Annotated in this window: 12 protein-coding genes and 1 pseudogene; 8 read left to right on the top strand and 5 right to left on the bottom strand. The window is 59.4% G+C overall.

The window, feature by feature from the left end:
- Positions 1–129 precede the first annotated feature (129 nt).
- The 4 genes and pseudogenes from pstC (at position 130) to phoU (ending at position 3,730) form a co-directional block, all read left to right on the top strand.
- Positions 130–1,044 carry a phosphate ABC transporter permease subunit PstC gene (pstC, locus tag HY028_01330; protein ID MBI3343513.1) on the top strand — a complete coding sequence of 305 codons (915 nt, stop codon included), beginning with the start codon at positions 130–132 and terminating at the stop codon, positions 1,042–1,044.
- A pseudogene (pstA, locus tag HY028_01325) lies at positions 1,044–1,975 on the top strand (phosphate ABC transporter permease PstA). Before pstC ends, pstA begins: the two are co-directional and overlap by 1 nt.
- Positions 1,976–1,985: 10 nt before the next feature.
- On the top strand, positions 1,986–2,867 hold the full coding sequence (gene pstB / locus HY028_01320; protein MBI3343512.1) for a phosphate ABC transporter ATP-binding protein: 882 nt from the start codon (positions 1,986–1,988) through the stop codon (positions 2,865–2,867).
- Positions 2,868–3,004: 137 nt separating this feature from the next.
- Positions 3,005–3,730: a phosphate signaling complex protein PhoU gene (phoU, locus tag HY028_01315; protein ID MBI3343511.1), complete on the top strand. Its 726-nt coding sequence runs from the start codon at positions 3,005–3,007 to the stop codon at positions 3,728–3,730.
- A 240-nt stretch (positions 3,731–3,970) separates the two neighbouring features.
- Here phoU and HY028_01310 read toward each other — a convergent pair whose 3' ends face one another.
- The 3 genes from HY028_01310 to acnB all read right to left on the bottom strand — a co-directional run bounded on the left by HY028_01310 (position 3,971) and on the right by acnB (position 7,278).
- The gene (locus HY028_01310) at positions 3,971–4,369 is read right to left on the bottom strand and encodes a putative toxin-antitoxin system toxin component, PIN family (GenBank protein ID MBI3343510.1); all 399 of its coding nucleotides are present in this window, start codon (positions 4,367–4,369) and stop codon (positions 3,971–3,973) included.
- Entirely contained in the window at positions 4,366–4,584 is a 219-nt protein-coding gene (locus tag HY028_01305) for a ribbon-helix-helix protein, CopG family (GenBank protein MBI3343509.1), read from the bottom strand. Before HY028_01305 ends, HY028_01310 begins: the two co-directional genes overlap by 4 nt.
- 84 nt (positions 4,585–4,668) lie before the next feature.
- Entirely contained in the window at positions 4,669–7,278 is a 2,610-nt protein-coding gene (acnB, locus tag HY028_01300; GenBank protein MBI3343508.1) for a bifunctional aconitate hydratase 2/2-methylisocitrate dehydratase, read from the bottom strand.
- Between the two features lie 248 nt (positions 7,279–7,526).
- Here acnB and purB point away from each other — a divergent pair, with 248 nt between their 5' ends.
- Entirely contained in the window at positions 7,527–8,894 is a 1,368-nt protein-coding gene (gene purB, locus HY028_01295; protein ID MBI3343507.1) for an adenylosuccinate lyase, read from the top strand.
- A 1-nt stretch (position 8,895) separates the two neighbouring features.
- Here purB and HY028_01290 read toward each other — a convergent pair whose 3' ends face one another.
- The gene (locus tag HY028_01290) at positions 8,896–10,410 is read right to left on the bottom strand and encodes a YifB family Mg chelatase-like AAA ATPase (GenBank protein MBI3343506.1); all 1,515 of its coding nucleotides are present in this window, start codon (positions 10,408–10,410) and stop codon (positions 8,896–8,898) included.
- 14 nt (positions 10,411–10,424) lie between these two features.
- The gene (locus tag HY028_01285) at positions 10,425–10,685 is read right to left on the bottom strand and encodes an accessory factor UbiK family protein (protein ID MBI3343505.1); all 261 of its coding nucleotides are present in this window, start codon (positions 10,683–10,685) and stop codon (positions 10,425–10,427) included.
- A 245-nt stretch (positions 10,686–10,930) separates the two neighbouring features.
- Between HY028_01285 and HY028_01280 the strand changes: the two genes are divergently transcribed.
- The 3 genes from HY028_01280 (at position 10,931) to HY028_01270 (ending at position 13,829) form a co-directional block, all read left to right on the top strand.
- Positions 10,931–12,061 carry a porin gene (locus HY028_01280; protein MBI3343504.1) on the top strand — a complete coding sequence of 377 codons (1,131 nt, stop codon included), beginning with the start codon at positions 10,931–10,933 and terminating at the stop codon, positions 12,059–12,061.
- A gap of 26 nt (positions 12,062–12,087) precedes the next feature.
- Positions 12,088–12,426 carry a P-II family nitrogen regulator gene (locus HY028_01275; protein MBI3343503.1) on the top strand — a complete coding sequence of 113 codons (339 nt, stop codon included), beginning with the start codon at positions 12,088–12,090 and terminating at the stop codon, positions 12,424–12,426.
- Between the two features lie 65 nt (positions 12,427–12,491).
- Complete coding sequence (locus HY028_01270) at positions 12,492–13,829, top strand: ammonium transporter (GenBank protein ID MBI3343502.1); 1,338 nt, start codon at positions 12,492–12,494, stop codon at positions 13,827–13,829.
- Positions 13,830–14,359: the final 530 nt, after the last annotated feature.

Below are 14,359 nucleotides of genomic sequence, written 5' to 3'. Positions count from 1 at the left end.
ATTTTTTCCGGCCTCGATTAGGTATCGACCGTACAAGGGCCGACATCCCGGTTTGTCATCTAATTGTAATAATCGTATCCTATCATCCGTTTCCCATCATTATTTCGCTCGTAAACCGGCCCCGAGTCAATGAACCAGCAAGGACCCTCCCGATTCGCTTATCAGATCCGGCGGCATCTGCCGGAGCGCATCATCCATGGCGTCCTGTTCATGGCGGCGTTCTTCGCCGTCGCCGTAACCATCGCCATTGCGGTCATCCTGGTGTACGAATCCCTGGGCTTCTTCGCGCATGTCTCGATCTTCGAGTTCCTGACCGACACCGAGTGGACGCCGCTGTTCTCCATCAAGCACTTCGGCGTGCTGCCGCTGGTGACCGGCACCCTGGTGGTGGCGGCGGTGGCGCTGTCCGTTGCCATACCGCTCGGCACCATCACCGCGATCTATCTGAGCGAATTTGCCCCGCATCGGGTACGCGAGACGGTCAAGCCGTTCCTTGAGCTGCTGGAGGGCGTACCGACCGTGGTATATGGCTATTTCGCGCTGCTGTTCGTCACGCCGCTGTTGCAGACCTTCATCCCCGGCCTGCCCGGGTTCAACATGCTCGGCGCCGGCATCGTGATGGGCATCATGATCATCCCGTACGTGAGCTCGGTGAGCGAGGACGCGATGCGCGCCGTGCCGATGCACATCCGCGAGGGTTCCTATGCCATGGGCGCGACGCGCTTCCAGACCGCCACCCGGGTAGTGACGCCGGCCGCCACCTCGGGCATCGTCGCGGCCTATATTCTCGGCATCTCGCGCGCCGTCGGCGAGACCATGGTGGTGGCGGTGGCCGCCGGCACCCAGCCGAACCTGACCCTGAACCCGATGGAAGGCGCCGCCACCATCACCGCCTACATCGTGCAGGTGAGCCTCGGCGACCTGCCGCACGGCAGCCTCGAGTACCAGAGCATCTTCGCGGTCGGCCTGGTGCTGCTGCTGATGACGCTGCTGTTCAACGTGATCGGCCACCTGCTGCGCCGGCGCTTCAGGGAGGTGTACTGATGTCCGGCCTGTCCGATCCCAAGATCGATGAAATCCGCGCCCTCATCGGCCGGCACAAGCGTTGGACCAGATCTTCGCCATCATCGGCCTGCTGGCGATGATGGTCGGCGTGGTCACGCTGATTGCGCTGTTCCTCGATCTGCTCTTCGACGGCTCGGGGCGGCTCACTTGGCAGTTCTTCACCTCCTTTCCCTCGCGGAATGCGGCCGAGGCCGGCATCCTGTCGTCCTGGGTCGGCACCATCCTGGTGATGCTGGTCACGGCCCTGGCCGGCGTGCCGCTCGGGATCGCCGCCGGCATCTACCTCGAGGAGTACGCGCCGCGTAACTGGATCACCGAACTGATCGAGATCAACGTCACCAACCTCGCCGGCGTCCCGTCCATCATCTACGGCCTGCTGGCGCTCGGCCTGTTCGTGTACCAGTTCGACCTCGGCGAGAGCATCCTGGCCGCGGGCCTGACCCTCGGCCTGTTGATCCTGCCTGTGGTGATCGTGGGCACGCGCGAGGCGATCCGCGCCATTCCCGGCAGCATCCGCGAGGCGGCCTACGCCTTGGGCGCCACCAAGTGGCAGGCCGTACGCCACCACGTGCTGCCCTACTCCACGGCCGGCATCATGACCGGCGTGATCATCGGCATGGCGCGCGCCATCGGCGAGACCGCGCCGATCATCACCATCGGCGCGCTCACCTTCATCGCCTTCCTGCCGCCGTCGCCGGTGACGAGCGAGTTCCCGTTCCTGTCGTTCGACTGGCTGATGGCGCCGTTCACGGTGCTGCCGATCCAGATGTTCAGCTGGGTGTCGCGGCCGCAGGTCGCGTTCCTGGACAACGCGGCGGCGGCCGGCGTGGTAATCATCGTCATGACGCTGGCCATGAACGCCGCGGCCATCGTCATCCGCTACCGCTTCCGCAAGCGCATCAAATGGTAACAGGGGAACCATGAATAAATCCGAGATCCAGAATGTCACTCCACCCACCGTCCCCGCGTACGACTTCAGCCAGGTGGCCAGGCCGCCCGCGCCGGGCGCCGGGACGACGGAGGCAAAAGCCGTCCGGCCGCCGAGCAAGGCGCAGGCGCGCAACCTCAACTTCTACTACGGCGGCACGGTTCAGGCGCTCAAGAACATCAATCTCGACTTGGCCGAGAAGCACGTCACCGCCCTGATCGGCGCCTCGGGCTGCGGCAAGTCCACGTTCCTGCGCTGCTTCAACCGCATGCACGACCTGTACCCGGGCAACCGCTACCAGGGCGAGATACTCGTTCACCCGGACAACATCAACATTTTGGGCAAGGACGTCGACCCGATCGAGGTGCGCATGCGCATCTCGATGGTATTCCAGAAGCCCAACCCGTTCCCCAAGTCGATCTACGAGAACGTTGCCTACGGACTACGCGTGCGCGACATCAAGCGCCGCGGGATGCTGGACGACAAGGTTGAGGAGGCGTTGCGCGGCGCTGCGTTGTGGGACGAGGTCAAGGACCGTCTCCAGGACCTGGCCTTCAACCTGTCCGGTGGCCAGCAGCAGCGCCTGTGCATCGCCCGCGCCCTGGCCACCGACCCCGAGATTCTGCTGTTCGACGAGCCGACCTCGGCGCTCGACCCGATCGCCACGGCCAGCATCGAGGAGTTGATCACCGACCTCAAGCAGAAGGTTACCATCTTCATCGTCACGCACAACATGCAGCAGGCGGCGCGTGTTTCCGACTATACTGCCTTCATGCACCTGGGCGAGCTGGTGGAGTTTGGCGACACCACGCTGATCTTCACCAATCCGAGCAAGAAGCAGACTGAAGACTATATTACCGGCCGATATGGGTGAGGTGACGAAGTCACCGAACGGCAGGCCATGGATGGCCTGGCTGGTGTGTGCGATGACCACAAAGGTAACGCCGGGGAAGGCGTCGCGGAAGCTGTACGATTCAGGCCGGAAAGGCGATATATTTTGAGGATAATGACATGAAACTCGATATCCATACCCATATCTCACGCCAATACAATGAAGAGCTGGAGGATATCCGTACCCGCGTCCTGCAGATGGGCGGGCTGGTGGAAAAACACACCGAACAGGCCCTGGTCGCTCTGTTGCAGGGCGATGCAGAGTTGGGCGAAACGATTTCCACCAACGACTACCTGGTCAACAAGATGGAAGTCGGGATAGATGAGGAGTGCAGCCAGATCATTGCGCGCCGCCAGCCGACGGCCAGCGACCTGCGTTTAGTCATGGCGGTGATCAAGACCATAACCGACCTCGAACGTATCGGCGATGAAGCCGACAAGATCGCGCGCATGGCGGTCCGGCTTGCCGCAGAGGAACGGCTCAAGAATAACTATATCGAGATTCAGTATTTGGGCAATCACGTGAAGGGGATGGTGCACGATGCCCTCGACGCCTTCGCCCGTCTCGACACCGACGCCGCTTTACGGGTGGCGCGCGAAGACCGTCAGGTGGATATGGAATACGAAGGCGTGATGCGCCAGATGATCACCTATATGATGGAGGATCCGCGCACCATCACGCGGGTGCTAAACGTCATCTGGGCCGCGCGCGCGCTCGAGCGCATCGGCGATCACGCGCGTAATATCTGCGAGTATGTGATTTACCTGGTCAAGGGCAAGGACATCCGCCATATCAGCCTGGACCAGGTGGAAAGAGAATTGCGCCTGGAAAGCGGGAAGGACTGATTACTCATAAGTCAATAAGTAAGGCTACACTTCACGTCACGTCCCCGCCCCCTATGTAGGGGGCGGGACAGGGTGGGGGTGGGTAAAACAGGGTATTTACTCAGGAGTCACATCATAAGCATTGTAGCCTTGCTTTGTGACTCCTGATTAATTCAGAGATCCGCGCATGCGGGGCAGGGGGGCAGTATTTAACGAATGCATCAGCCTGCTGAAATAGTCTGCGTGACGAATAGCGCGCGGTTATGCGTTTTCGTAGCGCCAGAAGTCGCCAGGAGCAAGGATGTCTATGGCGTGGTAACGTCGTAACGAAAGCAAATCCTTGTCGCCCGTAACGACGCATCGGCAATTTCCCGCGAGGGCCGTGCCAAGGATAGTATCGTCATCACGGTCGCGGCACACCGGCTTGTCGAGTTTCAGGGGGCGCACTCGAATCAAGCGCCGGCTGAGAAGACGATCCGCATTAACGGCATCAGCACGGGGAAATTTGAATTTTTGGATAAGCGTCCTTTGGAATTCGTCGCGGATAAAAGTGGACGTTATTACGTCGTGATGAAGTACGCAATATTCCACAAGCTCATTACAAACGCCGTGTGAAATAAAGGCGGCGATCAGTACGTTGGTGTCGAGCACCAGCCTCATGAAACGCGATCAAATACGTCCTGATCAGTGTAAATCCCCTGTGACTTCGCTTTAGCGGACATGCGTGCGCGCAATGCGCGAAATTGCCGAATGAACAGATAGTCGCGCAACGACTCACGGATGATGTCGCTGCGCGAGCCGCCTTCCTGACGTACCGCCTTGTCAAGCTCGGCCTTAACTTCCTCGGGCAAGCTGACGGTAATGGTTGTTCTCATCTAAGTATCCTGTAATAAAACGTAATATGTCTGTGTTAAATTATAACACAGACAACAGCATCGCAACACATTGCCGGATACCCGTTAAACGGGTGCTGCGAAGCCACCGGAGACTGTTTCCGCGTATTCCGCGATCTCGTTGAAATTGAGATAGCGGTAAATATTCTCCGACAGCGGCGCGATGTTTTTCACGTGCTGGCTATATTCGGCGAGTGTCGGCAGACGTCCGAGCTTGGCGGTAACGGCGGAGAGTTCCGCCGAGCCTAAGTAGACGTTGGCGCTTTTACCCATGCGGTTAGGGAAGTTGCGTGTAGAGGTGGACATGACGGTCGCGCCGTCTTTCACACGCGCCTGGTTACCCATACACAGCGAGCAGCCCGGCACTTCGGTGCGTGCGCCGGCGCGTCCGAAGATCGCGTAATAACCTTCTTCGGTGAGCTGGTGGGCGTCCATGCGCGTGGGCGGCACGATCCACAGGCGTACGGGCACCTCACCGCCGTCTTCCAGAATTTTACCCGCCGCGCGGTAGTGGCCGATGTTGGTCATGCATGAGCCGATGAACACTTCGTCTACGTGATCGCCCGCGACTTCCGAGAGCGGCTTGATGTTGTCCGGGTCATTCGGGCAGGCGAGCAGCGGTTGCTTGATTAAATTCAAATCAATTTCGAGAACCTCGGCGTATTCCGCGTCTTTGTCGGCTTCGAGCAATTCGGGCTTGGCGAGCCACGCCTGCATCGTCTGGATGCGCCGCTCCAAGGTGCGTTTGTCTTCATAGCCGTCGGCGATCATCCACTTCAACAGCGTGACGTTGGAATTTAAATATTCAATCACCGGCTCTTTGTTGAGGCGCACGGTGCAACCGTTGGCGGAACGCTCCGCCGAGGCGTCGGCGAATTCGAACGCCTGTTCGATCTTGAGGTCGGGCAGCCCCTCGATCTCCATCACGCGTCCCGAGAAGATATTTTTCTTGCCTTGCTTGTCGAGCGTGAGCAGGCCTTTTTGCAAGGCAACGTACGGAATGGCGTTCACCAGATCGCGCAAGGTGATGCCGGGCTGCATCGTGCCTTTGAAGCGCACCAGCACGGATTCCGGCATGTTGAGCGGCATCACGCCCAGGGCGGCGGCGAAGGCGACCAGGCCGGAGCCCGCCGGGAAGCTGATGCCGATGGGGAAGCGCGTGTGCGAATCGCCGCCGGTGCCGACCGTGTCTGGGAGCAGCATGCGGTTCAACCAGGAATGGATGATGCCGTCGCCGGGGCGCAGCACCACGCCGCCGCGCGTGCGGATGAAATCCGGCAGCTCATGTTGCAACTGAATGTCCACCGGCTTCGGGTAGGCCGCCGTGTGGCAGAAGCTCTGCATGACCAGGTCCGCCGAGAAACCGAGGCAGGCGAGTTCCTTCAATTCATCGCGCGTCATGGCGCCGGTGGTGTCCTGCGAACCCACCGTGGTCATACGCGGTTCGCAGTAGGCGCCCGGGCGCACGCCCTTGACGCCGCAGGCGCGCCCGACGATCTTCTGGGCAAGCGTATAACCTCCCTCATCCCTAACCCTTCTCCCGGAGGGAGAAGGGGATCCCCTCTCCCCTTGGGAGAGGGTTGGGGTGAGGGGGTTGGGGCGGATAAATACCGGCGAGCAATCCAGGCCCAACTGCTCGCGCGTCCTGTCGGTGAGCGCACGGCCGATAATCAAGGGAATGCGTCCGCCGGCGCGGATTTCGTCGGGCAGGGTGGCGGGCTTCAATTCAAAGCGCGCCAGCTCCTCGCCCTTTTCATCGGTGATGCGTCCGGCGCGCGTATGAAGGGTAATCACATCGCCGGTGTTGAGTCTGTCCACCGCGCACTCGATGGGGAACGCGCCGGAATCTTCCGCCGTATTGAAAAAAATCGGCGCGATCCTGCCGCCCAGGATCACGCCGCCCTGGCGTTTGTTCGGCATATAAGGGATGTCACGGCCCGTGTGCCACAACACCGAATTGATGGCCGATTTGCGCGACGAGCCGGTCCCAACCACATCGCCCACATAGGCGATAGGATGACCTTTGCGCTTAAGCGATTCTATGGCGCCAAGGGCGTCGGGCATCTTGTGGATCAACATGCTCTTGGCGTGCAGCGGAATATCCGGTCGGCTCCACGCCTCGGAGGCGGGCGAGAGATCGTCCGTGTTGGTCTCGCCCGGCGCCTTGAACACCGTGACGGTGAGTGTATCGGGTAGCGCGGCGCGGCGCGTGAACCACTCCGCTTCGGCCCAGGACTGCAATACCTGTTTTGCGTAGGGGTTCGTCTCGGCCTTATTAACGACGTCGTGATAGGCATCGAAGATGAGTAGCGTATGACTGAGCGCCTGCGCGGCAAGCGGAGCGATCTCGGCGTCATCCAACAGATCAATCAACGGATGGATGTTGTAACCGCCCAGCATGGCGCCGAGCAGTTCGGTGGCGTGCTGGCGCGTAATGAGCGGGCTGGAGGCCTCACCCTTGGCCAGGGCGGTAAGAAAACCGGCCTTTACATAGGCCGCCTGATCCACGCCCGGCGGCACGCGCCGGGTAATCAGTTCGAGCAAAAACCCGCCCTCACCGGCGGGCGGGTTTTTCAATAACTCCACCAGCTCAGCGGTCTGCTTGGCGTCGAGCGGCAGCGGCGGCAAGCCTTGAGCCGCGCGCTCGGCGGCGTGTTTGCGGTAAGCGTCTAGCATTGTTTATGATCCGATTCGTAAACCATCATTTTATCTCTTTTCGGACTTTTTTTCAGGCTAGACTAGGATTCCGCAATGTTTAACGTTACCCTACTCAGGAGTCACAAAGTAAGACGACACGTCTCACTTTGTGACTCCTGAGTAAATACACCGTTTTTTATCTACCCCCACCCTGTCCCGCCCCCTGCATAGGGGGCGGGGACGTAGCGGGAAGTGTAGTCTTACTTATTGACAGTATGAGTGATTAGATGGAACTTTCTGATCTTACCGCCATATCCCCACTAGACGGACGTTACGGCAACAAGACCGCCGAACTGCGTCCCTACTTCAGCGAGTTCGGCTTGATCCAGCGCCGTGTGCTGGTCGAGGTGCGCTGGCTGCAATGGCTGGCCCAGGAGCCCGGCATCGCCGAGGTCGCGCCGCTCAGCGAGAAGGCCACCGCCAAGCTCAACAAGATTCTGAGCCGCTTCAGCCTGGAGGACGCGCGTCGCGTCAAGGAGATCGAGCGCACCACCCATCATGATGTGAAGGCGGTTGAGTATTTTCTCAAGGAGCAGATCAAGGACAATAAAGAACTCCTCGCGGTGAGCGAATTCCTGCACTTCGGCTGCACCTCCGAGGATATCAACAACATTGCCTACGCGCTGCTGCTGCGCGAGGCGCGCGAGCAGGTAATCGTGCCGCTGATGGATGAGCTGATCGCCGCCCTGAAAGGTCTCGCCAAAAAATACGCCGCACAGCCCATACTGTCCCGCACCCACGGTCAGCCGGCCACACCGACTACGCTCGGCAAGGAATTGGCCAACATCACGGCGCGGTTGCGCCGGCAGCGCAAGCAGTTCGCGGAGATCGCCCTGCTGGCGAAGTTCAACGGCGCGGTGGGGAATTACAACGCCCACCTGGTCGCCTACCCGGAAGCAAACTGGCCGATGCTGGCCGAAAATTTTGTGCGCAGTTTAGATCTCAACTGGAATCCCTACACCACGCAAATCGAGCCGCATGATTATGTGGCCGAGTTGTTCGACGCCCTGAGCCGCTTCAACAACGTGCTGCTGGATTTTAACCGCGACGTGTGGGGCTATATCTCGCTCGGCTATTTCAAGCAAAAGACTGTCGCGGGCGAGGTCGGCTCCTCCACCATGCCGCACAAGGTGAACCCGATTGATTTCGAAAACTCGGAAGGCAACCTTGGCCTCGCCAATGCGCTGCTCGGCTTCATGCGCGACAAACTTCCGGTATCCCGCTGGCAGAGAGATCTCAGCGACTCAACCGTGCTGCGCAATCTCGGTGTCGGCGTCGCGCACAGCGTGCTCGCCTATCAAACCTGTCTGCAAGGGATCGCCAAGCTGGAGGTCAACGCCAAGGCCATCAAGGCCGACCTCGATTCCAACTGGGAAGTGCTGGCCGAAGCGGTGCAGACCGTGATGCGCCGTTACGGCGTCGCCGAGCCTTACGAGAAACTCAAGGGACTGACGCGCGGCAAGCGGATTGATAAGGACTCGCTGCACGAGTTTATTATCACCCTCGATCTGCCCGAGGACGCCAAGGCGCGGCTGCTGGCGCTGACGCCGGCGCACTATATAGGTTTGGCAGACAAGCTGGCCGGCAAGGTGTGAGTTAGAAGGTAACCGGCCGATCTAACCGCCGGTAAGAAATCGCCTCGGTGAGGTGCGCCGTGTGGATATCCTCACTGCCCGCGAGATCGGCGATGGTGCGCGCGACCTTCAGGATACGGTGATACACGCGCGCCGAGAGGCCCAGGCGTTCTATCGCCTGCTCTAACAACTGCTGATCGGCGTCACCGAGACGGCAGAGTTTTTCGATCTGGCGGTTTTTAAGCGCGGCATTGGGTTTGCCGTTGCGCTGCACCTGTACCGCTCGCGCGCGTTCGACGCGCTCCCGCACTTGAGCGGTGCCTTCCACTGTTCCATCCGATTTGGCGCGCAGTTTGTCGCGCGGCACCTTGGGCACCTCCACGTGCATGTCTATGCGATCCAGTAACGGGCCGGAGATGCGTCCCCTGTAACGCTGCACCTGCTCGGCGCTGCAATGACAGCGTCCGCTGCTGTCGCCGAGATACCCGCACGGACAGGGATTCATGGCCGCGATCAATTGAAAGCGTGCCGGAAATTCGGACTGCCGCGCGGCGCGCGAGATGGCGATGCGGCCGGATTCCAGCGGTTCGCGCAAGACTTCCAGCACGCGCCGGTCATACTCTGGCAGCTCGTCGAGAAACAGCACGCCGTGATGGGCGAGCGACACCTCGCCGGGACGAGGCGTGCTGCCGCCGCCGACCAAGGCCACGCTCGAAGCGGTGTGGTGCGGCGCGCGAAAAGGACGTTTGCCCCAGTCGGCGACCGTGAAGCCCTGATCGCTTATCGAGGCGATGGCGGCGGCCTCGATCGCTTCTTCCTCGCTCATCACCGGCAAGATGCCCGACAGGCGGCTCGCCAGCATGGTCTTGCCGGTGCCCGGCGGGCCGATCATGAGCAGGCTGTGGCCGCCCGCGGCGGCGATCTCCAACGCGCGTTTGGCATGCTGCTGGCCGCGCACCTCGGAAAGATCATCCATAACGGCCTCATTGTTCAAACTCTCTTTTAAGATATGCGGGGCGAGCAGTGTGCGGCCGGCGAGATGCGCGCACACCTCCAGTACGTTGCGCGCACCCAGGACGTTAACGCCATTTACCAATGCGGCTTCGTCGGCGTTCATCAACGGCACAATCAGAGAGCGGCCGGCCTCGCGCGTCTGCAAGGCGACCGGTAACGCGCCGCGCACGCTGCGCAGCTCGCCGGTGAGAGCCAGCTCGCCAATGAATTCATAGTGGGATAATGTCTTGGAGGGAAGCTGGCCCGAAGCGGCCAATATCCCCAAAGCGATGGCGAGGTCGAAGCGGCCACCCTCCTTGGGAAGATCGGCGGGGGCGAGATTGACGGTGATGCGGCGCGCGGGAAAATCAAACTGCGCATTGAGCAGCGCGCTGCGCACCCGGTCCTTGCTTTCTTTCACCGCCGCCTCGGGCAACCCCACGATCGACAGGCTCGGCAGGCCGCCGGACAGGTGCACCTCCACCGTGACCAGCGGGGCCTCGATGCCGGCCTGGGCGCGGCTATAGACGACGGCTAAGGACATCTAGAAGCCTGCCCTTATTGTTCGCGTGCCTTCAGCAATTCCGCCTCCAGATGGGCTACGTGCTCCTCCAGTTTTTGCAATTTGGCGCGGGTGCGCGCCAGCACCTCGGCCTGCACGTCGAATTCCTCGCGAGTGACCAGGTTGAGCTTGGCGAAAACACTGTTAAGCCCGGCGCGCAAGTTCTTTTCGAGGTCTTGCTGCAAGTTGCGGGCGCCCGGTGGAATGGCCTCGCTGATTTGTTTGGCTAGATCGTCCAGTAGCGTTGAAACCGACATAAGACCTCCTTGAAAATGATTGCTATGGCCTGCACCATCGTGGTGCAAAGCCTAGGCGGCTATCGCCATTTTGGTGCTCAAATAAAGCATCGGATATCCAGCATCATTCTATCCTTTTGATAATATTAAATTAATAATCTGGCTTGGAAATTGCTTAATCCGCTTGAGCAAAGTTAAGGCATTTTAACTTAACGTGGGCCTTAAGACCCAGGTCTTTGTGTCCATCCATTTATGAGGAGCTTATCATGCAAGCCGCAAAAAAAGCGCTGATTGTAGGCGCACTGGTAATGTGTCCGCTATTCGTCTGGGCCGATGATACGACGCACGAAGAGCGTGCGCATGAGGACGTACGAAAGGCCCCGCAAGAAGAGCCCGACAAGTTCACTATAACAGGCTATGTGGACGCCTCTTACAACTATCTCTCGCGTAGCAACCAGTTTACCAATGATACCTTCAGCCGTGTATTTGACCGCGCGCGCAACGGCGGTCGGCTGAACAATATCGATTTAACGGCTGCATTCCTGCCTAAGCAAGGGTTTGGCGGCATGTTGAACGTGAACTTCGGTGACGACGCCAATGTATTCGGCGCCGCGGATACGGATCTCACCGACCGTTACGACGTACAAGCCGCACACGTCTATTTCGCCGACGGCGCTTTGACGACCGTAGCCGGCAAATATGTCACCCTGGCGGGGGCAGAGGTCATCAAGAGCCCGAATAACGTGAATTTCTCGCGCTCGATACTGTTTGGTTACGCCATTCCCTTTACCCATACCGGCATACGCTTCGGTTACGCTCTGAATGATCAAGTTACGCTCTATGGCGGAATCAATAACGGCTGGGACGTGGTGGACGACAATAACAGCGAAAAGACCTTGGAGTTCGCGGCCTCTTTTGTTCCCTCCGGTGCTTGGGCCTTGTCTGCAGTCGTCTACAGCGGCAAGGAATTGGGCAGCACCGGCGTCAACGGTACGCGCAATTTATTGGATATTGTCGCCACATTCCATGCCTCGCCGCAATTGGACGTGGTGCTCAACGTGGATTTCGCCAACCAAAAAGATGCTATTGCTTTGGGCCAAGATGCGGATTGGTCGGGCGTAGCAGGCTACCTCAATTACAAGGTCAACGATCAATGGCGTCTCTCTTTGCGCGGCGAATACTTCGATGATGAAGACGGTTACCGCACTGGCATCGTGCAAAAGTGGAAGGAAGCCACGCTTACCTTGGCTTACATGCCAAGCGAGGCTGTTGAGTTGCGGGGCGAGGTGCGCCGTGATTGGTCCAATGTCAACGCGTTCCGAGACGATGACGGCAGCGCGGGTGACAGCCAATACTCCATTGGTTTAGAGGCAATTTATAAGTTTAGTCTGTTTTAACAGTCCCACCAAAATAAGGAACTGACATGAAACTGATAACCGCAATCATCAAGCCCTTCAAGCTCGACGATGTCCGCGAGGCCTTGTCCGAGATCGGGGTGCAGGGCGTCACGGTCACCGAGGTGCGCGGCTTCGGGCGCCAGAAGGGCCACACCGAGCTTTACCGGGGCGCCGAATACGTGGTGGACTTTCTCCCCAAGATCAAACTGGAGGCCGCGGTGTCCGCAGAGCTGGTCGAGCGCGTCATCGAGGCCATCTGCAAGGCCGCCAACACCGGCAAGATCGGCGACGGCAAGATCTTCGTCTTCAATTTGGAAGAGGTCGTGCGCATACGCACCGGCGAGACCGGTAAGGATGCACTCTAATGATGAGGGTTAACCACATGAAGATTTTCAAAAACAAAACGATTTGGAGCGTTCTATTGCTGGTAATGGGCGTAGGCCTCTCGTCATGGACGCTCGCTGAAGAAGCGCTTCCTCCCGAGGCTGCGCCCGTCTCTGAGTCCGCGCCGCCTCCCGCCGCGGCGCCCTCGCTGAACTCGGGCGACACCGCCTGGATGCTGACCTCCACCGCGTTGGTGCTCCTCATGACCATACCCGGCCTGGCGCTGTTTTATGGCGGCATGGTGCGGAGCAAGAATGTGCTCTCGGTGTTGATGCAATGTTTCGCCATCGCCTCGCTGGTCACGGTGCTGTGGGCGCTGTATGCCTATAGCCTCGCCTTCGATACCGGCGGCATGGAAAAGGGGGTGACGAATTTCAACTCCTTTTTCGGCAGCCTCAACAAGGCCTTCATGAGCGGCGTCGGGGTGGACTCACTCACAATGACGATCCCGGAGACCGTGTTCTTCACCTTCCAGTTGACCTTCGCCATCATCACCCCCGCGCTGATTATCGGCGCCTTTGCCGAGCGCATGAAATTTTCAGCCATGTTGTGGTTCATAGGGCTGTGGCTGACGCTGGTGTATGCCCCCATTGCGCACATGGTGTGGAGCGGCGACGGCGGCTTGATGTGGGACTGGGGCGTGCTCGACTTCGCCGGCGGCACCGTTGTGCATATCAATGCCGGTATTGCAGGCTTGGTAGCGGCCCTGGTGTTGGGCAAGCGCAAGGGTTATCCCACCACAGCGATGCCCCCACACAATCTTGCCTTGACGGTCGTCGGGGCCTGTATGCTCTGGGTAGGCTGGTTCGGCTTCAACGCGGGCAGCGCGGTGGCGGCGAACGGCACCGCAGGTATGGCGATGGCCGTGACGCAGATCGCCACCGCCGCCGCGGCGCTCGGTTGGATGTTTGCCGAATGGCTGAAACACGGCAAGCCCAGCGTATTAGGCATCGTGACCGGCGCCGTCGCGGGCCTCGTCGCCATTACACCGGCCTCGGGTTTTGTGGGGCCGATGGGCGCCATCGTGATTGGCGCGGCGGCCGGTGTGATCTGCTTCTGGGCCTCGTCCAGCTTGAAGCGCGCCATGGGTTATGACGACTCACTCGACGCCTTTGGCGTGCACGCTGTGGGCGGCATTGTCGGCGCCATGCTGACAGGGGTGTTCGCCGCAGCGAGCTTGGGCGGTTCCAAGGCCGACCTCGCCATCGGCGCGCAGGTCTTCATCCAATTCAAAGGCGTATTAATGACCATCGTCTGGTGCGGGGTGGTGAGTTTCATCATCCTCAAGGTCTTGGACGCCGTGATGGGCCTGCGGGTCAACGAAGAACAGGAGACCGAAGGCCTGGATCTCTCGCAACACAACGAACGCGGTTATAACTTATAACCGGTTACTCCCAACTCCATTAGGGTGAATTTACGGGCGCGCAAGCGCCCGTTTTTTTGCCCGGCGCCAGCCTTGATCAGAGATGAGGGGGAGCGTACATTCCCGAAGAGCATATTGATAAGGCAATATAGTCTATTGATTTACACTTAATTAAATTAATGATCTAGCCGTATAGGCGTAAAAGAATGCCCGCATCATCTGGGCGACGCTGGCCAGAGAAACAGACTACCGGCTGGCCGCATAAGCCGGACTTTTTCACAAACAGTTTACGGAGGATACCCCACCGCCGATTGCGTGGATGGATGGAGTGATGGAACGAGGCTGAACCTCGCGCGGGCCAAACCTGACAACTAGAATGGCCGCAACACAGGCCGCTCTACTAATGAGGCACCCGTGCGCGAATGTCATCAGGGCCAGAGCAGACAAGCTCAACAACAGGCTGGATATATTACTGCAGTCAGAATCTCGAACCAAAAACCAGACATCCTTGCAAAATGGGGGAGTCCATATATTAAGTTAGCGCTACCAAT

Source organism: Gammaproteobacteria bacterium (assembly GCA_016195665.1).
GTDB lineage: Bacteria > Pseudomonadota > Gammaproteobacteria > SURF-13 > SURF-13 > JACPZD01.
The sequence above is the reverse complement of the archived record's forward strand: the minus strand, read 5'-3'. Positions and strand labels throughout refer to the sequence as shown.

Coding starts and splice junctions, on each gene's coding strand:
- pstC (MBI3343513.1), top strand. CDS start 130: ATGAACCAGCAAGGACCCTCCCGATTCGCTTATCAGATCCGGCGGCAT.
- pstB (MBI3343512.1), top strand. CDS start 1,986: ATGAATAAATCCGAGATCCAGAATGTCACTCCACCCACCGTCCCCGCG.
- phoU (MBI3343511.1), top strand. CDS start 3,005: ATGAAACTCGATATCCATACCCATATCTCACGCCAATACAATGAAGAG.
- HY028_01310 (MBI3343510.1), bottom strand. CDS start 4,369: ATGAGGCTGGTGCTCGACACCAACGTACTGATCGCCGCCTTTATTTCA.
- HY028_01305 (MBI3343509.1), bottom strand. CDS start 4,584: ATGAGAACAACCATTACCGTCAGCTTGCCCGAGGAAGTTAAGGCCGAG.
- acnB (MBI3343508.1), bottom strand. CDS start 7,278: ATGCTAGACGCTTACCGCAAACACGCCGCCGAGCGCGCGGCTCAAGGC.
- purB (MBI3343507.1), top strand. CDS start 7,527: ATGGAACTTTCTGATCTTACCGCCATATCCCCACTAGACGGACGTTAC.
- HY028_01290 (MBI3343506.1), bottom strand. CDS start 10,410: ATGTCCTTAGCCGTCGTCTATAGCCGCGCCCAGGCCGGCATCGAGGCC.
- HY028_01285 (MBI3343505.1), bottom strand. CDS start 10,685: ATGTCGGTTTCAACGCTACTGGACGATCTAGCCAAACAAATCAGCGAG.
- HY028_01280 (MBI3343504.1), top strand. CDS start 10,931: ATGCAAGCCGCAAAAAAAGCGCTGATTGTAGGCGCACTGGTAATGTGT.
- HY028_01275 (MBI3343503.1), top strand. CDS start 12,088: ATGAAACTGATAACCGCAATCATCAAGCCCTTCAAGCTCGACGATGTC.
- HY028_01270 (MBI3343502.1), top strand. CDS start 12,492: ATGGGCGTAGGCCTCTCGTCATGGACGCTCGCTGAAGAAGCGCTTCCT.